This is a genomic window from Flavobacterium sp., from assembly GCF_036405015.1.
In the GTDB taxonomy this organism is placed as follows: domain Bacteria; phylum Bacteroidota; class Bacteroidia; order Flavobacteriales; family Flavobacteriaceae; genus Flavobacterium.
Map to the genome: position 1 here is coordinate 29,832 of NZ_DASWYK010000243.1, position 23,222 is coordinate 53,053.

The 23,222-nt window shown below is 32.9% G+C and carries 21 protein-coding genes; 10 read left to right on the forward strand and 11 right to left on the reverse strand.

The genetic code is table 11. From position 1 onward, the window contains the following. Nucleotides 1-6 precede the first annotated feature (6 nt). From VGE71_RS21275 to metG, 8 genes are all read right to left on the reverse strand, one after another. Entirely contained in the window at nt 7-636 is a 630-nt protein-coding gene (locus tag VGE71_RS21275; RefSeq protein ID WP_331140115.1) for a chloramphenicol acetyltransferase, read from the reverse strand. Next, nucleotides 636-1,343: an HAD family hydrolase gene (locus VGE71_RS21280; RefSeq protein WP_144216688.1), complete on the reverse strand. Its 708-nt coding sequence runs from the start codon at nt 1,341-1,343 to the stop codon at nt 636-638. Before VGE71_RS21280 ends, VGE71_RS21275 begins: the two co-directional genes overlap by 1 nt. 257 nt (nt 1,344-1,600) lie before the next feature. Beyond that, complete coding sequence (locus tag VGE71_RS21285; protein WP_331140116.1) at nt 1,601-2,488, reverse strand: DMT family transporter; 888 nt, start codon at nt 2,486-2,488, stop codon at nt 1,601-1,603. Between the two features lie 126 nt (nt 2,489-2,614). After that, nucleotides 2,615-4,129: a flotillin family protein gene (locus VGE71_RS21290; protein WP_331140117.1), complete on the reverse strand. Its 1,515-nt coding sequence runs from the start codon at nt 4,127-4,129 to the stop codon at nt 2,615-2,617. 16 nt (nt 4,130-4,145) lie between these two features. After that, a complete protein-coding gene (locus VGE71_RS21295; protein WP_186296606.1) occupies nt 4,146-4,709 on the reverse strand; it encodes an NfeD family protein in 564 nt (187 codons plus the stop codon). A 163-nt stretch (nt 4,710-4,872) separates the two neighbouring features. Beyond that, on the reverse strand, nt 4,873-6,312 hold the full coding sequence (locus tag VGE71_RS21300) for a hypothetical protein (RefSeq protein ID WP_331140118.1): 1,440 nt from the start codon (nt 6,310-6,312) through the stop codon (nt 4,873-4,875). 77 nt (nt 6,313-6,389) lie between these two features. Next, entirely contained in the window at nt 6,390-7,775 is a 1,386-nt protein-coding gene (locus tag VGE71_RS21305) for a hypothetical protein (protein ID WP_331140119.1), read from the reverse strand. Nucleotides 7,776-7,899: 124 nt separating this feature from the next. Further along, nucleotides 7,900-10,035 carry a methionine--tRNA ligase gene (gene metG, locus VGE71_RS21310; RefSeq protein ID WP_331140120.1) on the reverse strand — a complete coding sequence of 712 codons (2,136 nt, stop codon included), beginning with the start codon at nt 10,033-10,035 and terminating at the stop codon, nt 7,900-7,902. Nucleotides 10,036-10,399: 364 nt separating this feature from the next. Here metG and VGE71_RS21315 point away from each other — a divergent pair, with 364 nt between their 5' ends. Next, nucleotides 10,400-11,899: a family 43 glycosylhydrolase gene (locus VGE71_RS21315; protein WP_331140121.1), complete on the forward strand. Its 1,500-nt coding sequence runs from the start codon at nt 10,400-10,402 to the stop codon at nt 11,897-11,899. Nucleotides 11,900-12,152: 253 nt separating this feature from the next. Then, nucleotides 12,153-12,380 carry a CDGSH iron-sulfur domain-containing protein gene (locus VGE71_RS21320; RefSeq protein WP_109191044.1) on the forward strand — a complete coding sequence of 76 codons (228 nt, stop codon included), beginning with the start codon at nt 12,153-12,155 and terminating at the stop codon, nt 12,378-12,380. Between the two features lie 53 nt (nt 12,381-12,433). Here VGE71_RS21320 and VGE71_RS21325 read toward each other — a convergent pair whose 3' ends face one another. Continuing rightward, a complete protein-coding gene (locus tag VGE71_RS21325) occupies nt 12,434-13,177 on the reverse strand; it encodes a hypothetical protein (RefSeq protein WP_331140122.1) in 744 nt (247 codons plus the stop codon). A 180-nt stretch (nt 13,178-13,357) separates the two neighbouring features. Here VGE71_RS21325 and VGE71_RS21330 point away from each other — a divergent pair, with 180 nt between their 5' ends. Next, a complete protein-coding gene (locus VGE71_RS21330; RefSeq protein ID WP_331140123.1) occupies nt 13,358-14,911 on the forward strand; it encodes a patatin-like phospholipase family protein in 1,554 nt (517 codons plus the stop codon). Between the two features lie 83 nt (nt 14,912-14,994). Here the strand turns inward: VGE71_RS21330 and VGE71_RS21335 are convergent, their stop codons facing one another. Next, nucleotides 14,995-15,444 (reverse strand): protease complex subunit PrcB family protein, encoded by a 450-nt coding sequence (locus VGE71_RS21335; RefSeq protein ID WP_331140124.1) that lies wholly within the window; start codon nt 15,442-15,444, stop codon nt 14,995-14,997. A gap of 189 nt (nt 15,445-15,633) precedes the next feature. Continuing rightward, nucleotides 15,634-16,041, reverse strand: coding sequence for a hypothetical protein (locus tag VGE71_RS21340; RefSeq protein WP_331140125.1), 408 nt, complete (start codon nt 16,039-16,041; stop codon nt 15,634-15,636). A gap of 143 nt (nt 16,042-16,184) precedes the next feature. On the opposite strand from VGE71_RS21340, the gene VGE71_RS21345 reads away from it, so the two are divergent. The 7 genes from VGE71_RS21345 (at nt 16,185) to VGE71_RS21375 (ending at nt 23,211) form a co-directional block, all read left to right on the forward strand. Next, nucleotides 16,185-16,724 (forward strand): DMP19 family protein, encoded by a 540-nt coding sequence (locus VGE71_RS21345; protein WP_331140126.1) that lies wholly within the window; start codon nt 16,185-16,187, stop codon nt 16,722-16,724. A gap of 147 nt (nt 16,725-16,871) precedes the next feature. Continuing rightward, the gene (locus VGE71_RS21350) at nt 16,872-17,792 is read left to right on the forward strand and encodes a hypothetical protein (protein ID WP_331140127.1); all 921 of its coding nucleotides are present in this window, start codon (nt 16,872-16,874) and stop codon (nt 17,790-17,792) included. Between the two features lie 159 nt (nt 17,793-17,951). Further along, nucleotides 17,952-19,223, forward strand: a complete 1,272-nt coding sequence (serS, locus tag VGE71_RS21355) for a serine--tRNA ligase (RefSeq protein WP_331140128.1) — start codon at nt 17,952-17,954, stop codon at nt 19,221-19,223. An 84-nt stretch (nt 19,224-19,307) separates the two neighbouring features. Next, a complete protein-coding gene (gene lgt, locus VGE71_RS21360) occupies nt 19,308-20,150 on the forward strand; it encodes a prolipoprotein diacylglyceryl transferase (protein ID WP_331140129.1) in 843 nt (280 codons plus the stop codon). Nucleotides 20,151-20,193: 43 nt separating this feature from the next. Beyond that, nucleotides 20,194-21,975 carry a tetratricopeptide repeat protein gene (locus tag VGE71_RS21365; protein ID WP_331140130.1) on the forward strand — a complete coding sequence of 594 codons (1,782 nt, stop codon included), beginning with the start codon at nt 20,194-20,196 and terminating at the stop codon, nt 21,973-21,975. A 124-nt stretch (nt 21,976-22,099) separates the two neighbouring features. After that, nucleotides 22,100-22,411 (forward strand): DUF4286 family protein, encoded by a 312-nt coding sequence (locus VGE71_RS21370; protein ID WP_144216721.1) that lies wholly within the window; start codon nt 22,100-22,102, stop codon nt 22,409-22,411. Between the two features lie 146 nt (nt 22,412-22,557). After that, complete coding sequence (locus VGE71_RS21375) at nt 22,558-23,211, forward strand: hypothetical protein (RefSeq protein WP_331140131.1); 654 nt, start codon at nt 22,558-22,560, stop codon at nt 23,209-23,211. Nucleotides 23,212-23,222 lie beyond the last annotated feature (11 nt).

Consider the following 23,222-nt stretch of genomic DNA (forward strand, 5'->3'; position numbering starts at 1 on the left):
TTTAATTTATTGATTCATAAGCTCTTGAAATAAATCTACAAATTGGCCAAGATGCATTCCATCCATCAAACCGTGATGTACATAAACAGCCATTGACATAGTTCTTTTTCCAGTTTCAGAAACCATCATTTTGCCAAAAGAAACTTTAGGGCAACTGTCAGGATAGGTAAAACTTCTTGCGTGTGTAAGCGATGTAAAGTTTAACCACGGAATCGCCGAAAAATGAATCAGATTGTCATTGTCAAAAGATCTGGTGAAAAGTCCGGTTGTGTTTTGAATGCGTTCGATTTCTGTTAATGTATTTTGTTTGAAGATTTTAAAATCGGGATGATATTCAATTAATGAAAAACCAAAAGTACCGTCTTCACGTCCAATTGTTGCCGAAGCATCAACACGATCATTAATATAAATCTGATCTCCTGAAATTCGGTATTTAAAATTTTCAATTGCGTTTACCGCAGTTAAAGTTTTGTGTAAATAGAAAATGAAAAAAGAAGCGTTTAAACTTTTGGCCGTTTGATAGGCTTTGGTACAATCGATTTCTACAGTTGCGCCAAAGAAAGGTTCTTCCATTTGTTTAAAATGAGCAAAATGCTCTTTTCTATTCCAGTTTTCTAAGTCTAAAAGTGTTTTCATTATAGTAAATTCGGAACCACTTCTGCAATAGTTTCAAATGAACTAAAATGCTCGTGTTCTATGGTATGATTAATTTTTTCGTGTTCCCAAGTGGTGTGAAACGGAATATGAACGGCATAACCTCCAATTCCTAAAACCGGAAGAACATCTGATTTTAATGAATTTCCGATCATCAAAAACTCATGCGCCTGAATATCCAAACGACCCAACAGTTTTTGATAATCAATTTCTTGTTTGTCTGACATTACTTCAATATGGTGAAAATAATGACCCAAACCAGAACGATGTAGTTTGCTGTGTTGGTCTTTCAAATCGCCTTTTGTAGCCACAACCAATTTGTACTTTCCTTTTAAAGCTTCAAGTGTTTCTTCGATTCCGTCTAAAAGTTCGATTGGTTTCTCCAATAATTCTTTTCCATATTGAATGATTTTTTCAATCACTTCAACTGGAATAGTATTGTTTGAAATGTTCATTGCCGCTTCGATCATCGAAAGAATATAACCTTTGATTCCGTATCCGTATAAAGGCAGATTGGCAATTTCAATTTTAAATAATTCCTGCGAAATGCCTTGATGCGAAAGATAATCTTCCATTAAAGCACAAAATTTATGTTCGGTTTCTTGGAAATACGGTTCGTTTACAAACAAAGTGTCATCGGCATCAAAGGCGATTACTTTTAGATTTGGTATTTTAGTTTTATGTAACATGATGTTTTTTGTTTCAAGTTTTATTAGCCACGAATTCACGAATTTTTTATTTGCGATAGCTAATGAGATAAATTATTTTAAAATCTAGAAAAGTAATTTCACGAATTTTTTCTGTTAAGATAAAAAATAAATCTGCTCAATCTGCGAGAGACTTTTTTACCACAAATTCCGCAAATTAGCACAAATTGCTTTCTGTTAAGATACAAAAATAAATCTGTGTAAATTCGTTTAAATCCGCGTCATCCGTGTTCCATTCTTTAACTCTTAGAAAATAAACTTTTTAAAGAAATGGTTTTATCGTAAAAAGTAATTCGGATTCCGAAAAGCAAAACGATTCCGCCGAAAACCATTTGTAAAGTTATTTTTTCTTCTAAAAACAACCAAGCCAAAAGCGAGGTAATTACAGCCTGGCTCAATAAACTCAAAGAAACTCTCGTTGCACGCATGTGCTGTGTGGCATAACTAATCGAAAGCCAGGCACACAATTGACAAATGACTGCTTGTAAAACTAATACAAACCAGCCTTCATTTGAAAATCCAGTAAAAGGTTCGTTTTGCGAATAGCATAAAATTCCCAAATAAATACTGGAAGACGTTAAACTGATTGTCATAAACGAAAGAACATCAACCTGTGATAAAACATTTTTGCTAATTAAAAGATAAATCGAATATAATATTCCAGATAAAACCGCAAAAAGAAACGCTTTGTCAAAGTTCAGATCCACAAAAAATTCAAAGCCAACCAAAGTGATCATTCCGAAAAGTGAAACCACAGTTCCGATCCAAAAATTAGTTGCTGGACGAACTTTTAAAAAGAAAAAGGAACCAATTCCAACCCAAACAGGAGATAAATTAGTCAAAAGTGAAGCTTGTGTCGCGCTTGATTCTTGAATGGCGATATTCCAAACAGCAACATCCGACGAGAATATAACACCACAAAGTGCTGCTAAAAGCAAAAATTTTGGTTTTGGAAGTTTAAAATTCCCCGTAACAATGACATAAGGTAAAAGTAAAGTAACTGCAAAAGCCATTCGGTAAAATGCCGAAATTAACCCTGGAGTTAAACGTAATTTTACCAAGATTGGAAAGATTGAAATACAAAGTATTCCAGCAATTAAGGCTAATCTTGGTTTGGTAATTTTCATTATGAATTTTATTCGTAAATTATTTTTCAAAGATAGTTTAGAAAGTCACTATTTTGAAAGCAAAAAGCGCGAATCAATTAAAAATCTTAATCGGTTCGCACTTTTTTATTTTAAAAAGAAGTTTTTTTACTCTTTCGTTTCTTCTACTTGTACAGTTGGAGGAACTTCAGGAGCTACATCTTCTCCTTTTAAATAAGTTGGAAGATTTAATCCTGCCATATTGAATAAGTCATTTAATGGCGGAACTGTTTTCATCATTCCAGAAACAAAGTTGGCTGTAGAGCCATTTTCGCCTTGGCCATTTCCAGAATCCCAAACCGTGATTTTGTCAATTTTGATATTTTTAACCGCTTCAACTTGAGTTTTAACCAATTCAGGAAGTTTTTCCAATAATAAAAGCTGGAATGCTTTGCTAGGATCTCCGCCTGCAGCCGCCACAACATCTTTGTAACCTTCGGCTTGTTTGGTTAAGATTTCAAATAAACCTTTTGCTTCTGCTTCCATTTTAGCGAAAATAGCATCGGCTTCTCCTTTTGCATTTTCTCTGATGGTTTCTGCAGCAGCTTGTGCCTCGATAATTGCTCTTTGTTTAGCAATTTCAGCCGGAACTACAATGTTGGCAATTTGTGTAGAACGCTCTCTTTCAGAACGCGCCAACTCGGCTTTTTGTTCTGCAAGATAAGATTCTTCTAATGCTTTTGCTTGTTGTACTTTTTCTGCTGCTATTGCAATACGCAAAGATTCTGCTTCTCTTTCTCTACGAATAGCTTCAGAATTGGCAATGGCAATTTTAGCCTCATTTTCTCCTTGAATCGCAATCGCATTAGCTTCAGAAGTTTTTACCCTTGTATCTCTTTCTGCTTCTGCTTTACCAATAGTTTCGTCTTTAGAAGCAGTTGCAATACTAATTTCTTTATCTTTTTGAGTAATAGCGATTTTTACGTCACGATCTCTGTGTGTTTCTGCGATTTGAGTATCTTTTTCTCTATCGGCAAGAGCTTTACCAATTTCTCCGATTTTTTCCTGCTCAGCAACACTAATTTTAGCTTCGTTGATAGCTTTTGCAGCAGCCTCTTTTCCTAAAGCTTCGATATAACCAGATTCGTCACGAATATCGGTAACGTTTACGTTGATTAACTTCAAACCGATCTTCTTCAATTCACTATCAACGTTTTTAGAAATGTTATCTAAGAATTTATCTCTGTCTGAGTTGATTTCTTCAATAGTCATTGTAGCGATAACCAAACGCAACTGACCAAATAAAATATCTTTTGCCAATTCCTGAACTTGTTCTGATGACAAACCTAACAATCTTTCAGCAGCGGTATTCATACTGTCAGATTCTGTAGAAATTGCAATAGTGAATCGACATGGAACATCAACTCGAATGTTCTGACGGCTTAATGCATTCGTTAAATTAGCTTCAATAGAAAGCGGTTTTAAATCCAGAAAAGAATAATCCTGAATAACGGGCCAGATAAAAGCACCTCCACCATGCACACATCTTGCTGAGGTTCCGCCGGTACGACCGTAAATAACTAAAATTTTATCTGAAGGACAACGTTTGTACCTCGAGATTAATGCTGAAATGGTTACGAATAGAACGATTGCCGCAACTGCAATCAAAATAATTGGGTTCATTATCATTGTATTTATGTTATATGGTTTCTACGATTAAAATATTGTTTTCGATTTTAATGACTTTTACAGCACTTCCAGACGGAATTCTGTTATTTTCAGTCATGGCTTCCAACTCATGAAAAGCGCCGTTAACGCTAATCATAATTTTACCTTTTCCAGTTTTATTTTCTGGAATGGTCAGGTAAACTTCGGCAGTTTTATCGAGTGTATTGGTAATTTTAAAAGAATTGTCTTCGGCTAGTTTTTGTACTTGTTTAATCACGAAGAAAAACAGAAGCACAAAGAAAACTCCAACAACAAAAGCGAGCGTAATGAGAAACCAAGGCTGTTCGCCAATGGTAGAATAGAACGAAATTCCAGTCCAGCTAAATCCTAAAAGAAAGTTGATTAGATTTCTTAAAGAAAAGAACTGAAAATCGCCTCCATCATGCAGATGTGCATCAAAATCAGTGTCAAAACCATCGGCAATGTCAAGACCCGAAAAGGTGATAATGGTTTGAATAAGAAAAATTAAACTTGTTGGAATAGCGATATACCAAAAAGATTTAAGCAACGTAGGTAAACTTTCTAATACTTCCATAATTGTCGGTTTTTCGAATAACTTCTGGCGCTAATATCTCATTTTTTTTGTAAGAAAACTAATTTTAAAGAAAAATGTATGTACAGCTATTTGTAGAATGAAAAAAGCGTGAATCAATTGAGAAATTCAATCGATTCACGCCTGGTTTTTGATAATTTAGAATTTAATCTACAAATTTTCTAATAGTATATTCTTTGGTTTTACTATCATAATACCCTAAATAATAAACAGATCCTATTTTGAATAAGGTTTGCGAAGAAACATTTTTGTTTTCTTCAAAGAAAGTACCGATTTTATCAAATGCAAGAGGTTGTATTTCGCCTTCTACATGATTTCCATTAGTATCAATTAAACTTTCGAATTTATTTACTTTTCTGTTTTGATAAGTATTAAAACTTTCAACCGACGGACTAAACGCGATTGCTCCAATCAAAGCACCAACAAATCCGAAGTTGTTCATTACAGCTTGGCCAGCAGTCATTTGTTCAGTAGAAATACCCCCAAAAGTCATCAAGTTGTTTTGACCAAGTTTGTAGCAAGAAAGACCTATGTAAACGTCGTTTATTTTGTATATAAATTGAGAGGTGTTTTCTAGAGTTTTTTTGTCTCCAGCATCATTTTTCTCCTTAATTGATGATAATGGGTTTTTGAAATCAATTTTTTTACGGGAACTAGCATCGTATTCTTTTAAAGTTTTACCATCTAAATCTTTTATCGAGAAATAAAATTGATCCATTGAGGTTTTTAATTGATACAGATTATTTTCAAAATAAAATGAATTCGAACTTAAGTAAAAACGATCTCCTGTGATTACACGTTGTTTAACTGTTTTTTCGGTAATAGTAAAACTTCCTAAATCAATTGTAAAAACTTGCGTAAAATCTATGTTGGTGTCAAGTGTTATTGTGATTTGCTTTTCATTAAAATAACATTTTCTTTTTTTGGCACTATAAACAAGTGAAGTAGGATTTTTAGAATCGATTTTTAACAATGAAAAAGAACGTTCAAGTGGAGCCAAACTTTCTTTGAAAACACCGTATAAATCTGATTTTGTGTTGTCTGATTTTAAAAAGTTTGCGCCATTTACATCAACTATTTTTTCGGAATAATTTCCATCTTTATCAAAAACATGAAGTTTGAATTGATTTCCATTTTTGAGAACAGATAAAATGTAGAAATTTCCATTTCCGCTGAAATTTTCCAGAACTTGTTCCTCTTTTAGATTAAGTGTATATTGTTGTGTAACAACTTTATGATTTGGAATATCGTAGAACTGAGAAAATATTTGCTCATAGTTAGCAGATGACCAAAATAAACGGGTGTTATTAGTATTGATATTATAACCAAGCATGTTGTCATATATTTTTGCATTGGGTTTTTCTGCAGAAATACTATCAACAATTTTCATGTTTTCGTTAAGTTGAATTGCCTTTATTTTGTTTTTGTCGCTAAAGAATAAAGTAACATCTTTCTTTTCATTATTTACAACTTGAAAAATAGTAGTATTCTTTTTTAATTCAAGAGGAACAGAATTTACAATGTCTTGTGAAAAGGAAGTTAAGCTCTGTAGTAATAAATAAGTGCAGAATAGTTTTTTTAGCATAATTTGAAATTTTGAATCTGTTTTTGTGATTAAAAACAGAGGTAGCATTTTGTAAAGGTTTAAAATTTGATTTTAATTTAATTCACAAATTTTCTAATTGTAAATTCTTTAGCGCCGTTATTGAAATAGCCCAAATAATATGAGTCGGTACTTTTAAATAAGATTTTAGAATCAATGCTTTTATTTTCCGTTAAGAAAATCTCAACTTTATCTAACGCGATACGCTGCAAATCTCCAGGAATATGATTTCCCTGATGATCAAACAGACAATTTATTGTATTTGCTGTTTTGTCACTTGAAGAGCCAAGAGCTACAGCTGCGATACCTCCAAGAGCTCCAAAACTCATCATTGCAGCCTGACCGATAGATGGATTTTGAGAAACCGAACTAATTGTTGTTAAGGTATTGTCATTTATATCGTAACAAGAAATTGATAATGGTGATTGATTGGAAAAAATGAAATTTCTAAAAAACGCAGTTGATGATTTATTAACCGTTCGGTTTTTGGGAGAATTTATAAAATCGATCTCGCTGTCTTTTTCTAATATGTATTCTTTAATCAAATTATTGTTTAAATCTTTAATAGCCAGATACATCTTTTTTGAAGACATTTTGCCCTGATACAATTGATCTTTGATAAGAAACGAATTGTATTTTACATCTGTAGTGCTAAAATTTTTAAAAGGTGGCTGTAAAAAGTTTTTCGAAGTCACCATATAAGTATTTAAATCAATATAAATGAGTTGTGTATAATTTTGATTACTATCAAATGATATAACAATTTGATTTCCTAGTATATAACTTTTCCTTTTTTTACCAGCAATAGTTGGAGTTGTAATGGTTTCGGGTGTAATTTTGGCTAAGGAAAATTGTCCTTCATAAGGCATAAAATCTTCCAGAAAGGTATCATACAAATTCGTTCTGTGATAAAATTTCACACCGCTTAAATCGATATCTTTTATTTCTAAATTACCCGATTCGTCAAAAACGTATAATTTGAAAATATTGCTTTTTTTGACAATGGACAACATGACGAATTTATTTCCAACAGAATAATCCTGAAGGTAAACCTCGTCTTTAAATTCTAGATTAAAAGTTTTGTCTGTGATTTTATTGTTCTTTAAATCAAAAGATTGAAATAATATTTTCTTTTTGTTTGATGAAAAAAGTAAAGCCGTAATGTTGTCTGATGCAATACTTCCAATAATCGAAGGATAACTTTTATCTGCTTTTTCAGTAGAAGCCGAATTAATCACCTGCATTTTTTCATCCAATTGAATGGCTTTAATCAGGTTTTCATTGTCATTAATGGCAAAGAGGGTGGTTTGTTTATTACTATCATTTAAAACTTGAAAAAAACGACTGTTTTGGTGCGTTTCTACAGGGATAGTATTGATTATTTCCTGTGAAAATGAATGTATACCACAAAAAATAAGACCAAGAAAAATGTATTTTTTGAACATGAATAGATTTGTTTTTTCGAAAGTTTTTTCTCTTACAAAACTAAACACTTTTGGATATTATAAAAGTAAAATACCTGAAATTCAAAGTTAAATTTCAGGCATTTTTATATTAAATAGAACTAGCTTAGTTTACAGTAGCTCCATTAGGTGCATCAGCATCTGGATTTACGAAAACCAGTTTCCCTTCTGCATTGGTTGTCATCAAAATCATACCTTGACTTTCAACGCCGCGTAAAGCTCTTGGAGCTAAGTTCGCTAATACAGAAACTCTTTTTCCGATGATTTCTTCTGGAGAAAAACTCTCAGCAATTCCCGAAACAATGGTACGAACATCGATTCCAGTATCTACTTTCAAAACTAAAAGTTTATTTGCTTTTGGCATTTTTTCAGCTTCTAAAATAGTTCCGATACGGATATCCATTTTGGCGAAATCCTCAAACTGAATTAAATCTTTTTGCGGTTCTGCTTGTTTGTTTTCAGCCAGATTTGCTGTTTTAGTTGCTTCCAATTTATCTATTTGTTTTTGTATTTCTTCGTCTTCGATTTTAGCGAAAAGCAATTCTGCTTCACCAATTTTGTGTCCTGCTGGCAATAAATCTGAATGCTCAGAAATATCATTCCAACCTAATGTTTTATCCAAAACAACATCTGTAGAACCAGGGTGATTTAGTTGCAAATACTTACTGAATCCTTTAAAGTGTTCTTTCAAATCACCTAAATTCAAGATTCTTGACAATTTAGCAGCTGTAAACGGTAAAAATGGTTCAGCCAAAACACTTAAAGCAGCTGCAATTTGTAAAGCTACATACATTTGAGTTTTTACACGCTCTGGATTGTCTTTCATTACTTTCCAAGGCTCTTCGTCTGCCAAATATTTATTTCCTAAACGAGCGACATTCATTAATTCGCCTAAAGCTTCACGGAATCTGTAACGCTCAACCGAACTTGCAATTACTGCTGGATACGCTTTTAATTCGTTTAAAGTAGCTTCGTCAATTTCTGTCAATTCGTTTGGAGTCGGGATTACACCATCGTAATATTTGTTGGTTAAAACCACAACACGATTTACGAAGTTTCCGAAAACGGCAACCAATTCGTTGTTATTTCTAGCCTGGAAATCTTTCCAAGTAAAATCATTATCTTTTGTTTCAGGTGCATTTGATGTTAAAGCGTAACGCAAAACATCTTGCTTGTCTGGGAATTCTTCTAAATATTCGTGCAACCAAACTGCCCAGTTTTTAGAAGTCGAAAGTTTATTTCCTTCCAAATTCAAGAACTCGTTTGCTGGAACGTTGTCTGGTAAAATATAGCTTCCTTCAGCTTTTAACATCGCTGGGAAAATGATACAGTGGAAAACAATATTGTCTTTTCCGATAAAGTGAACCAATTTCGTTTCTTCATCTTTCCAATACGGTTCCCAATCTTTTCCTTCGCGTGCAGCCCATTCTTTTGTAGAAGAAATGTAACCAATTGGTGCATCAAACCAAACATAAAGTTTTTTGCCTTCAGCACCTTCAACTGGAACATCAATTCCCCAATCTAAGTCACGAGTTACGGCGCGAGGTTCTAATCCTGCATCGATCCAAGATTTTACTTGTCCATAAACATTGGTTTTCCAGTCGTTTTTATGTCCAACTAAAATCCACTCAGTTAAGAAATCAGAATATCTGTCTAAAGGTAAAAACCAGTGTTTTGTTTCTTTAAGAATTGGAGTTTCTCCAGTAATTGTCGATTTTGGATTGATCAAATCTGTCGCATTCAAAGTAGATCCGCATTTTTCGCATTGATCTCCATAAGCTTCCGGATTATCACATTTCGGACAAGTACCTACCACAAAACGATCTGCCAAAAACTGATTTGCTTTTGCATCGTACAATTGTTCAGTTACTTCTTCGATAAAATCGCCTTTATCATATAATGTTCTAAAGAATTCCGAAGCCGTATCATGATGAATTTTAGCCGAAGTTCTTGAGTAATTATTGAATGAAATTCCGAAATCTTCAAACGATTTGCGGATAATTCCATCATATTTATCAATAACCTGTTGTGGTGTAACTCCTTCTTTTTTGGCTTTCATAGAGATTGCAACCCCGTGTTCATCGCTTCCGCAAATAAATGCTACATCTTTTCCTTGCAATCTTAAATATCTCGAATATATATCTGCAGGCACGTAAACCCCAGCCAAGTGACCAATATGGATAGGTCCGTTGGTGTAAGGCAATGCCGCCGTGATTGTATATCTCTTTGGATTCTGTGTCATTATATGAATTTTAGAGTGCAAAAATAAGCAATAGAATTGAGATTTTAATATTACACAGAGATGCGTGGAGGATTTTTCGCAGAGATTCGCTAAGTTTTTTTTTGAATTTGGTTCTCGCAATGTCTAAAAGGTTTACGCAGAGAACGCAAAGATGTATTTTATTAAAGATTAAGAAGATCTAAATATTGAGTTCGCTAAGCTGTATTTACACAAAGCTTTGTGAACTTTTCATTTTGTAAAAACTCAAAAAAACTTCGTGCTCTTTGCGTAAATCTTTGCGTTCTCTGCGTAATTAACCCAACAAAATTTTCCTCAATTAAAACCTTATGGTCTTTTTGACTATATTTGAAGAAAATATCAAAACATGAAAAAAATATATCTAACTTTTTTAATACTGTTTTCGTTTTGTGGATATTCTCAATCGCAATCAGCAGAAAATCTAAAACAAGGACAATATTCCAATCCGATTTTTGCGGGTGATTATCCCGATCCGAGTTTACTGCGCGATGGAAAAGATTATTATGTCGTGCATTCTTCTTTTGATTATTATCCCGGACTTTTGATTTGGCATTCTACCGATTTAATGAATTGGGAACCTGTAACCAATGCACTTCATAAATATGTTGGAGCAGTTTGGGCGCCCGATTTAATCAAATACAACAATAAATATTACATCTATTTTCCTGCCAATAATACCAATTTTGTCGTTACGGCAGATTCTATAAATGGTCCATGGAGCGAACCTGTAGATTTGAAAATCGGAAATATTGATCCGGGACATGTTACTGACGATAAAGGAAACCGCTTTTTATATTTCAGCAATGGAGGTTATGTAGCGTTATCCAAAGACGGACTTTCTGTAACCAGCGAATTAAAACATGTTTATGACGGATGGAAAATTCCGAGCGAATGGAGTATTGAATGTTTTTGTATGGAAGGGCCAAAATTATTCAAGCGAGGAGAATATTATTATTTGACGGTTGCCGAAGGTGGAACTGCTGGCCCAGCAACAAGTCATATGGTTATTTCGGCAAGATCAAAATCGCCTTTTGGACCTTGGGAAAACTCACCTCATAATCCGATTGTGAGAACGAATAGCAGTTCTGAAACTTGGTGGTCTAAAGGTCACAGCACCGTTTTTGAAGATGTAAACGGAAAATGGTGGATGATTTTTCACGGCTATGAAAAAGATTATTACAATTTAGGACGTCAGACTTTGTTACAACCAGTTGAATGGACAAAAGACGGTTGGTATAAAATTCCTGATAACATACAGACCGATAAACCAATTAAAAAACCAGAAGGGAAAACACTTCCTGAATTTTCTTTAAGTGACAATTTTGCTGGTTCGGCTCTTAAACCGCAATGGAAGTTTTATAGTGGAGTAGAAAGCTCAAGATTTAAAGTTGCCAATAATACTTTGACTATTCAAGGAAAAGGCGATGGAGTAGGAAACAGTTCTCCGCTTGTTGTGGTTCCAGGTGGACATTCGTATTCTGCTGAGGTTGAAATGGAAATTGAAGGCGATGCAACTGGAGGTTTGGTACTTTTTTATGACAACAAATACTATTCTGGAATTCTGGCCGATCAAAACAATATTTTGGCAAATTTGAGAGGTTGGCAATTTCCAACAGAGAAAAATACACATACGCGAAAAGTCTTTCTTAAACTAAAAAATATCAAAAATACCGTCGACATGTTTTACAGCATTGATGGAAAAGACTGGAAGAAAATCGAAAACTCGGTAGAAGTTTCAGGATATAATCATAACGTTTTGAGTGGTTTCTTAGGATTAAGAATTGGTTTGTGTTCTTTCGGAAAAGGAAGTGTCAAGTTTAAAAATTTCGTTTATAAGACACTATAGTTTTTTTTGCTGCTAAGGCACTAAGGCGCAAAGTTTTATTGTTTCACGCAGATTTTTAAAGATTTAGGCAGATCATGCAGATCACTTGTTTGAGAAATTTCGATTTATATTCTTCGATTCTTAATAAAAAAACTTTGTGCCTTAGCGTCTTCGTGGCAAAAACACACATAAAATAGAACCAGTTTAAACTACGTTTCCCGCTTATAAATGAGAATATATTTCGCAATCTTTGCATCCGAAAAAAACAAAATTTATGAGCAAGACTAAATTAATCATCAATAAAAACGGTTCTATCAAGATCGAAGGAGATTTTGAAATCATGGATCCAGAAGGAGCGCTTTACGGTTTACAAGGAAGATCTGCACTAGGACTTTGTCGTTGCGGATTATCAAATAACAAACCATTCTGCGACGGAGGTCACAGAAACAATTTCGAACACGATTCAGTTGCGTTCGATTTACCACCAATGAAAACGAACTAATAAGTTTTCTAGTTTTAAATAATTTAAACCGCATTCTGCCAGATGCGGTTTTTTTATATCTTTTTTAGTTGAGGTTTTACTTTTTCAAAAAAAACTTTGTAATCATTTTTATATTCCGGCTTAGTAATTCTTGAAAAACCACAGTTCTCAAAACAGATTCTTAAGTAATTGATAAAATAAGTATCGTTTTCTTCATATAAAAAAGGAGCATCAATACTTTTGTTAGGAGTAATTTGAAGTGAGTAAGAAGGTCCGCCGCTAATATCGTCTTTATGAAAATAATCTCTTGAAAGATCTAACGACGTAAAACCATCTTCATTATAGCTATCTTCAAGGAATTCAAGATTATCAGCATTTGCTACTTGAGAAACAAGATCATCCAGACTTATAATTTCAATAGGGTCAGCACAATCCCAGATAAAATTATAATTAGTGTCGTAATCCCAACCAAAATTACAAGCCCCAACAATTTTATAAAACATTTTTAAGGATTCTGGAACATAACCAAAAGGCTCAACTAAATTTTCAAGTTTGTCTAATAATTGATTTGTATTAGAAAGAGGTTTTACCAATGGACAGTCAGAATTAAATTTAAAGCTGGTTTTAAAAAGATAGTTTATATCGGTAAGTTCTTTATAAATAACATTCAGATTATATGAAACTCTTTCAAAAGTTTCTATTAATACTTTTTCAATATCAATAATATTCTCGGTTAGAAATGCCTTTTCTCCTAATTTATGAATGTCATCATAAACTTCTTTGGTTTCACCATTTAAATATCTCTCGTAAAATGTCATGATTATTTTTAGATTCAAATTCTTGTAAAAGTAAGAATTGTCTTTAGTTTATCTGTTTGAAAATCTAAAATTTAAAGCATTAGATTGTAAAGGTTTTAATAAAAGGAAAAAATAAAATGTAATTGTTTCATTTTGAATTAATTCAGCTAATTTTAATCCCGTTAAATAACGTTGCAGTTTATGATGTTTAAAAGACTTTTGATTGGATTCTTTTTTCTTGTTCTGATGCATGAAGGAATGGCTCAAAACAAGATTAATCTGTTTTCTGAAATCAATTACAATTCGATTCCAGCTGTTAATTTAAATGAATACAAATCGGTTCAGGATCGTGACAGCCGACTTCAAAATCCTAATATTGCTTTGGGAGTTGGAATTTCAGGCGGCGGATCCAGAGCTCAGTTTTTTAGTATGGGAGTTCTTTTGGGTTTGGAAGAAATTCAGGAAGACAAGTCAAATCGTAATTTTTTGAATGAAATCGATTATTTCTCCACTGTTTCAGGAGGATGTTATTCGGCAGGATATTATTTGACGATTCTGAAAAACAAACTGCAATATGATAATTGTACTTTCAACGAATTTTACTTTTCCAAAGCCGATGCTTTTAAATCTGATGTCAATAAATCGGCTACGCTTTTTTCTCTTTTGAATAATAGCAGAAACGAAAAAGGAGAAAAAGTCTCAATGGCACAGCGATTAGATTTGGAAGTTTTACAATACGACAGCACCAATCCGGAGAATCAGAATAAGTTTAAAACCCAAATGTTATTGTCTGATTTCTTTATTCCGAAAGACAGTAAATTAAATCCGCAATTGCCCATTATGGTGGCCAACGGAACGGCTTATAACAATGGAGAACGTTTTCCGTTTATGCCGCATATTATTCGAGCTTTAAAAATCAATTCGTCTTTAGCACCCAATAAAGCGTCACTTTCGCTTGACGAAAATCAAATTAATAATGGTTACGATTTTCCGCTTACCTATGCTATTACAGCAAGTTCTGCTTTTCCTGGTGTTTTACCAAAAACCAAATTCGGAATCAAAAATCAGGATAAGATTTTATGTGTGATTGATGGCGGAGCATCGGACAATATGGGATATGAAACGTTGGTAGAATTGCTTCATAACGATAAAGTAAATGACAAAAACAAAAGAGCACTTTTTATTGATTGTTTAGGCCAAGGAAAAAAGGCTCCTTTTATAAATGACGGAAAGATCGGATTACTTTCTTTGTTGGAAACGGCTTCTTTATATACAGTTCAAACGCGATATATGACTTTTGAAAAAGATGTAGAAAATATTTTGGAGAGATATAAGATTCCGACTTCCAACTATCAGATTATTGGTTTTACAACTTTACGCGATTATTTGCTAACGCTAAAAAAAGATCAGACTTATGATGATTTGGCCGCAGAGTTAAAAAGTATGGATGATGAAGCAGCAAGCTGGCTCAAACTACACAATGATTTTAGAGAAAAACTGATTGAAAAATTTGGCGCTGACCGTTTCAAAAAAGATAAAATAGGAGAGCCATTACTTTCTAGTTTAGACAAAGAAACGTTTAAGGATTTTGGTGCCAGTGAACTTTTAATGTTGTATGAATACACTTCGCACGTTGAAACCAAATTAAAAATAACTCCCGAAGAAAAAGAAATGTTATTGCTGTCTGGACGTTTTGCAGCGTATTTGAAAACCAATGAATTGAAAGGTTTGCTGGTAGAGAATAAAGGGTTTTAAACTCGATGCAGCTTTGTCAAAGTTTTAAACTTTGACAAAGCTTGAAACGTTTTTAGTTAAAGTTGGGGTAATTCAAAACAGCTTTATTCCTCAAAAATAACCTTTTTGTCTGTTTTGTCTGTTTTGATAATGTCGTAAGGTCTGGATACTTTTAAGGTACTATTACCGTTTTTTAATCTTTCGACTTTTACAATTATAGTATTTCGATTTTCGGTAATTTCAACAATATCTATAGAATGTCCTTCGGTGTTTTGAGTTTTGTCTATAACAGCAATCACTTGATATTTACTAAAATCAATGTTTATTTCTTTAAAGTCTTTAGATAAATTGGTAGAAACATTCATTTCTGCAATTAATTTATCCCAAGCTTTTTGATCTTTAATAATTAAATGTATTGGTGCAAGAGTTTTATTATTTGGAAAAGAATCTCCCTTAGCTATTAACGAATATTGCACATCAGAATTTGGCAAATCGTCTTTGTCACAGCTTGTCAAAGCTAGCAATATGCTAAATATTAGTATAATTCTTTTCATGTTTTGTGGTTTTGGTTGGGAGAACTTTGTAAAGTTCTGTTTATTAAAAAGATGCTATTCTTTTTAAATGGTTGCGTTCAGGTGAAATTAACTTCTAGATCGCTTCCCGATATAACGTAAGTTTTGATTAAAAATTGTATTGAAGACCAGAAAAAAGATAAAAAAGTTTTTTATATGTGATGGTATCTCTTATGTTTGAGATTGGTGTGCCTTTAATTTCTTTTTAAGAGTAAAAAAAATCGCAATAGGAATAATAAAATTAAAGATCAAATACAATTCGACTAATGCATCCCGTAAATTTAATACTTCAAGAATATTACTTAAAACTAGGAGTAGTAGAAAGAAAAAATTAAGAATACCCATAGTGGAAAGTAGGAAAACTTTTTGTTGGTTAGATTTCCAAATTTTCAGAAATGATATTAAGATTGCTAAACCTCCAACGCCAGAAGTAATCCAGCAACTGAATAAGAAAAAAGTTAATGTTTTAAAACCACTGAACAGACCGTGTTCGAAATAATACATAAAAAAGATAGTGACACTCCAAATATTGGTTATTAAAAGAGAGAAAATCGAGCTTTTGTAAATAGTAATTTTCATAATGGGTTTGTTTTTAAAATTATATACTTCAAAAACTTATCCAAAAAAGATGATTTCTATTTTTTCTTTTGTTTTAATTTGAAAAGGAATTTCTCAAATTTTTCCCTCAACTTTGCAAAAGCAATCTTTAAACAAAAACTCAAATGGAATTCGGTAAAATCATTATTTCAGAAACTGCAGCAAACAGCGAAAATCCTCAAGACGTTGTTAATTCGAATATTTCGGTAATCAATCTAATGCGTGAAGAAAAAATAGACGATGATTTGATTCACGAAGATGCTTTAATGAGTTATTATTTGGATTTTTATGCGTCTAAATATACAGAAGGGAATTTTTCGAAATTTGTTCATGATTCTGGTTGGAATAAAGAATTGAATGAATTGATTGAAGAAGGTCTGGCTTTAATTGGTGCCGAAAAACATTTGGAATTATTTAAAGAACAAAGCAGAAAATTACGTTTACAGAGTACTATTAAACTTGGAAAATTTCTACAGGCAAAGTTCGAAACCCCAAATCCGTTGCGTGATCTTTTAAATAATAATACTTATTTTGAACTGGATGAAAATCTAGTCGAATTAAATGCAACTTTTTTAAAATCACATCCAGATACAGAAGTGCTTTCGGTAGAAGAAATGTTTAAAACTCTAGAAGAATTTGTTGGTCACGAAATCAAAAGAGATTAAGATTTTAAACAACAAAATTCAATTTTAGATAAGAAAAATAGATTCTTTTTATCGCATTGATTTGATGTTTTAATTTTTTTAAGATGTTTTGTGAGAAAAGTATATATTTGGAGAACCCAAAATAATCTACAAAACAAATCAATGCCTATGAGAAAAATTATACTTTTAAGTGGAGTTTTTATCCTTTTATTCGCTTGCGGCAAAAGCGAGAAGGCTAAGAACGAAGCAGAAATTCAGAATCAGGAACTTCTTTCGCTGATTGAAACAGATACGAATGTGAATAAAAAAGAGTTTAAAAAACTCATTTTTAAAAATCTGGATAATATAGAAGATTCGCAAGAGTTGAATCTTCCGTTGCTTTCAAAAGTCGCATCCAATCTAAAAATTAAATATTCAAATATTAAAATTGATGAGACTAGTTCTATAAACTATGATGATAAGACTGCTTTTTTTGTCTTAACCATTGTGGAGCATAATAGAAAAAAGCAACATCCTGATGATTACGAAAATTTAGGTAATTATTTTCAACGTAAATATTTGTTTGTAGATCGTGAAAGCGGGAATGTGATTGCAGAAGAGTTTGATGCTAATTTAGGATATTATCATAATGAAGCCATTCGTTTTTCTAAATCTCATATCCTGAAAAATCTGGTTTATCTTAACGAAAATACTCCTGCTGTCGGGTTTTATACAGAAGCAAGCGCAAGCAGCAGAATTGTGTTGTACAACGAGCAGAAATTTACTTTGATTACTCTGGCGGATAACGAAATTAAGAAAGTTTTATACGAATATCCAATTCGACTGACTAATGGAGATTCGAATGGAAGCGGAACCTATCAGATCGAAACTCTGGAGACGGGTATGAGTTTGGGAGATCAGAAAACAAATGGTTTTTTTGATCTGATTGTTACTAAAAACTTCTCTTACGAAGAAGCTGTCGAAGATAGTTTAGAAAACGAAATGGAAGACAACAAAGAGCTCAAAACCAAAAAAGAATCTGAAAAACTAAAGTTCAACGGCAGAGAATACGCGTTTCACAGAGATGACAGACATCGTTTTCTGGAATAAAAATTTAGAAATTTCAAAATAACACAAAGGCACTTTTAAGGTGCTTTTGTTGTTTATAAGAGATTTCAGTTTTACTGCAAAACTTTGACCTATTGTTAACAAACATTTCCTTAAATTTGCTTCCGTTATAAAAAATACAATAGTTATAAAAATCAAGCTATGTTACAAATTGCATTTATTAGAGAAAATCAAGAGAAAGTAATCAAAGCTTTAGCAAAACGAAATATCGATGCTAAAAGCGTTGTTGAAGAAGTGGTTCAATTAGACGAAAATCGTCGTGCTGCACAGGTAGAATTAGACAATACTTTATCAGAATCTAATAAATTGTCCAAAGATATTGGTGAATTGATGAAAGCTGGAGAGAAAGCTAAAGCGGCAATCTTAAAAGAAAAAACAGTTTCACTAAAAGAAAAAAGTAAAGAACTAAGCGAAAAAGCAGAAGCTTTGGCTGTTGAGTTGACCAATAAATTATACACTTTACCAAACCTTCCTGCTGATATTGTTCCTGAAGGAAAAACTCCAGACGATAACTTAAATGTTTTTCAAGAAGGAGATATTCCTGTTTTACATGAAGGAGCACAACCGCACTGGGAATTGGTGAAAAAATACGATATCATCGATTTTGAATTGGGTGTAAAAATCACTGGTGCAGGTTTTCCTGTTTATAAAGGAAAAGGAGCTCGTTTACAACGTGCTTTAATTAACTACTTTTTAGATAAAAATACTGCTGCAGGATATAATGAAGTTCAGGTTCCTCATTTGGTAAACGAAGCTTCAGGATTTGGAACAGGACAATTGCCAGACAAAGAAGGACAAATGTATCATTCTACAATTGATGATTTATATTTGATTCCGACGGCTGAGGTTCCGGTTACAAACTTGTTCCGTGATGTTATTTTAAACGAAAGTGATCTTCCTGTTTTGCATACAGCGTATACACCATGTTTCCGTCGTGAAGCAGGTTCTTACGGAGCACACGTTCGTGGATTAAACCGTTTGCACCAATTTGATAAAGTAGAAATTGTTCGTGTAGAACATCCTGATAATTCTTATGCGGCACTTGACGGAATGGTGGAACACGTAAAAGAGATTCTTCAAGAATTGAAATTACCATACAGAGTTTTACGTCTTTGCGGAGGCGATATGGGATTCACATCTGCTTTGACTTACGATTTTGAAGTATTTTCTACAGCACAAGATCGCTGGTTAGAGATTAGTTCTGTTTCTAACTTTGAAACTTTTCAGGCTAACCGTTTGAAATTGCGTTTTAAAGACAAAGACGGAAAAAATCAATTGGCTCACACGCTTAACGGAAGCTCATTAGCGCTTCCACGTGTTTTAGCTGGAATTATTGAAAACTACCAAACTCCAGAAGGAATCGTAATCCCAGAGGTTTTACGTCCTTACTGCGGATTTGATATTATAAACTAGTTTTTAGTTTACAGTCACAGTCTCAGTTTTCGGTAAAGAAAACTGGGGCGGCGACTGAAAACTGAGACTGAAAACTGACACTAAATGAAAAACGGTATCTTAAACTGGAACGTGGATCCCGTTATATTCTGGATTACAGATAGTTTTCCTCTTAAATATTACGGAGCGCTTTTTGCCTGCGGACTTCTTCTCGGGTTTTACATTGTCAGAAACATTTACAAAAAAGAAAATCTTTCCTTAGACAATCTCGATTCTTTACTTATTTATGTCATTGTCGGAACCGTTTTAGGTGCGAGACTTGGACATTGTTTCTTTTACGAACCTGATTATTTTCTCAAACATCCGATAGAAATTCTTTTACCAATTCAAAAAATAAAAGGAGCTTATCAATTTGTAGGTTATCAAGGTTTGGCAAGTCATGGAGGTTCGATTGGAGTGATTACGGCGATGATTTTATATTGTCGAAAATATAAAGTACAATTCTTAGGACTTTTGGATAAAATGGCGGTTGCAGTTCCTGTAACGGGCGCTTTTATCAGAATGGGGAATTTTATGAATTCTGAAATTTATGGAAAACCAACCAACGGAAATTGGGGAGTAGTTTTTCAAAGAGACGATTTGATTCCGAGACATCCAACACAATTGTATGAAGCTTTTGCTTATGTAATGATTTTCGTAATCCTGTTTTATATGTATAAATCGGAGAAAATTAGAAATGCGCAGGGATTAATCTTTGGAACTTTCTTAACTTTATTATTTACAGCTCGTTTTATAATTGAATTTTTCAAAGAAAATCAAGAAGCTTTCGAGAATGATATGCTGATTAATATGGGACAGATTTTAAGTATTCCCTTCATTTTGATTGGTTTAGGATTGATTTTTTGGAAAAAGAGAATAGTCACAGTTGACAGTGACAGTTTACAGTAAGCTTAGACTGAAAACTGCGACTGCGACTGAAAAACTAAAAAATATGAGAAACATATTAATCTGTATCGTTTTATTATGTTCTGGTTTTGCATTTGGACAAAACGAGCAGCTGGCGCAATATTACTACGATAAAGGCGACTTCGAAAAAGCTAAAATTAGTTACGAAGAACTTTTAAAAGCAGCGCCTTCTAATACTCAATATTTTTTGCGAACTGTAGATTGTTATCAGCAATTGCAGCAATATGCAAATGCTGAAAAAGCAATTCAGGATCGTTTTAATCGTTACAAACAAGGCGTTTTTTTAGTGGAGTTAGGATATAACTTTCAATTACAAAAAAACGAATCGAAAGCCAAAAGTTACTACGAACAAGCAATCGAAAAAATAAAAACAAGTCCGAATGATGTTTACGGAATTGCAAGTTCATTTGAGAAAAAAGTATTGCTGGAATATGCTTTAAAAGCCTATCAAACGGCAATGCAAGTTCAGCCGAACTTTAATTTCAATTTCCAAATTGGAATGTTGTACGGTCAGTTGGGGAAAACCGATTTAATGATCGATTTATTATTGACAGAATCTTTTACCAATCCGCAGAATACGAATTTGATTCAGACACAATTGTCTCGATTCATGAATGGCGAGACAGATAATACCGCTTTCAAAGATGCGATGCGAAAAGCATTAATCTTAAAAACTCAAAAAGATCAAGATGTTTTTTGGAACCATTATTTGAGCTGGTTTTATGTTCAACAAAAAGAATTCGGAAAAGCTTTTATTCAGGAAAAAGCGATTTATAAGCGTGAACCAGAATCTTTGATGAGCATCGTTAATCTGAGTCAGTTTGCTATGAATGAAGATGATGACGAAACAGCGACAGAAATTTTAAATTTTATTCTTCAGAATACAAAAGATTTAAATCTCTTGATTCAGTCCAATGCGTATTTAATGCAGATTAAAATTGATAATGCACAGGAAAAAGATTATCCAGCAATCAGTCAGGAGTTGCAGCAATTGTTGACAACTTACGAAATCAATCCTTTTACCTTATCTTTGCAAATTATTCAGGCCCATTTTCTGGCTTTTAATTTGAAAAAAACAGAAGAAGCAAAGGCGGTAATCAAAAAAGCTTTAGAATTAAATTTAAACGAATATCAAAAAGCCGATGCAAAAATGGAATTGGCTGATATTTTGCTTTTAGAAGAAAAATACAATCAGGCGCTTATTTATTATTCGCAGATTCAATTGGATTTAAAGAATGATGTAATGGCGCATGAAGCGAGTTTAAAAGCAGCCAAAACGAGTTATTATAAAGGTGATTTTGAATGGGCAAATAAACAATTTAAAGAATTAAAAGCCGCAAACACGCAGTTAATTGCCAACGACGCTTTGGAGTATTTTTTATTAATTAATGACAATACCGCTGCAGATTCGACTCAGGTTGCTCTGAAGCAGTTTGCAAAAGGAGATTTTTTAATTTATCAGAATAAAAAACAAGAAGCGATAACACAGTTTCAAAATATTTTAAAAACCTATAAAGGTCAGGAAATAGAAGCCGTAACGTTACTTCGTTTAGGGAAAATTTACGAAAGTCAGAAAGATTTTGCTTCAGCTTTAAGCCAATATCAGCAGATAATCGATAACCATAGTGACGGAATTTATGTAGATGAAGCGCTGTTTTTCTCAGCAGAAATTTATAATGACGAATTAAAAGAAACAGAAAAGGCAAAGCCTTTATATGAAAAGGTAATTTTTAACCATCAAGACAGTATTTACTTTGTTGATGCCAGAAAAAAATACCGCGAATTGAGAGGGGATAAGAATTTATAAAATTCAATTTATAAATTCCAAATTCCAAAAAAGAAAGATTAGAAATAGGAGGAAATCTGTTTGTAAGTTCCGAGAGATAACCTCAGAACCTTAGCATCTCAGAACCTCAGAACCTTAAAAAAAAATGATTATTTACAACGTTACCACCAATATACACGAAAGCGTTCATGAAAAATGGTTGAAATGGATGCAGGAAAAACACATACCAGAAATTCTGGCAACTCAGAAATTTTCTTCGGCAAGAATTGTCAAAGTTTTAGTTGAAGAAGAAATGGGCGGAATTACTTATTCTACACAGTATGTGACAGACAGTAAAGAAACTCTGGATAGATTTTATATCGAAGACGAACCGGAATTTCACAGAGAAGCACTGAGTTTGTTTGCAGATAAAATGCTTTCTTTTAGAACAGAATTAGAGGTTGTTTCAGAACACTAATTTTGAGTAGTATTCTTTAATTAGAAATGTACATAATTTGTATTAAGATTAAAATTAACAGGTCTATCTGCTTAATACCTAAAAAAAGTATATTTGCAAAAAATTAATTTCTAATTAAAAATTGTGCTTGTTCACGCCCCTTATTTATGAAACACCTTTACATAAAACTTGTTTTATTTTTATTGCTAAGTCTGAATGTTTGCTGTCAAAGTAAAAATGGCGTGTGGAATGAAGAAGAAACCTCAAAATCTATTGTTTTACAACTGAATGAGTTTAGGGAAATTAGTAATACTTCGAAAGAAATTTTAAAGAATACTGTTTTTTCTAAATATGAGGTGTTGAAAGTGAAAAATGAAGATTCGCCTAAATCATTTGGAGAAATGATGAAGTTTGCAACACAGATTTATGATACAGGTAATGAAATTAACGATTACATTGAGGAAATTAAAGCAGAAATCTCAGAAGAAGATTGTTTTGTGACAAATGATACTGCGCTTTACGATGCATTTGTAAAACAAAAATATGCTGTTTTGAAAAGTAAAATAGATAAATTTTACAAACAAAATAAAGTAATTACATCTTCTGGAGGAGTTTATTCTTCTTTTAAAGGAGAAAATGAAAAACTATTTAACACCAATAAAACCTTCATTAATAAGGAAAATAAAAGTGTAGATTTTTTAAACTATAGATTTGGTTACAAAGCCAATATTGGACTGTTGACAGGTTTAGAAAAAATTCAATTTGACGTTATTCATTTTCAATATATGTTTATGAATACGATTATAGGATCTGCTCATTAAAATAATACCAA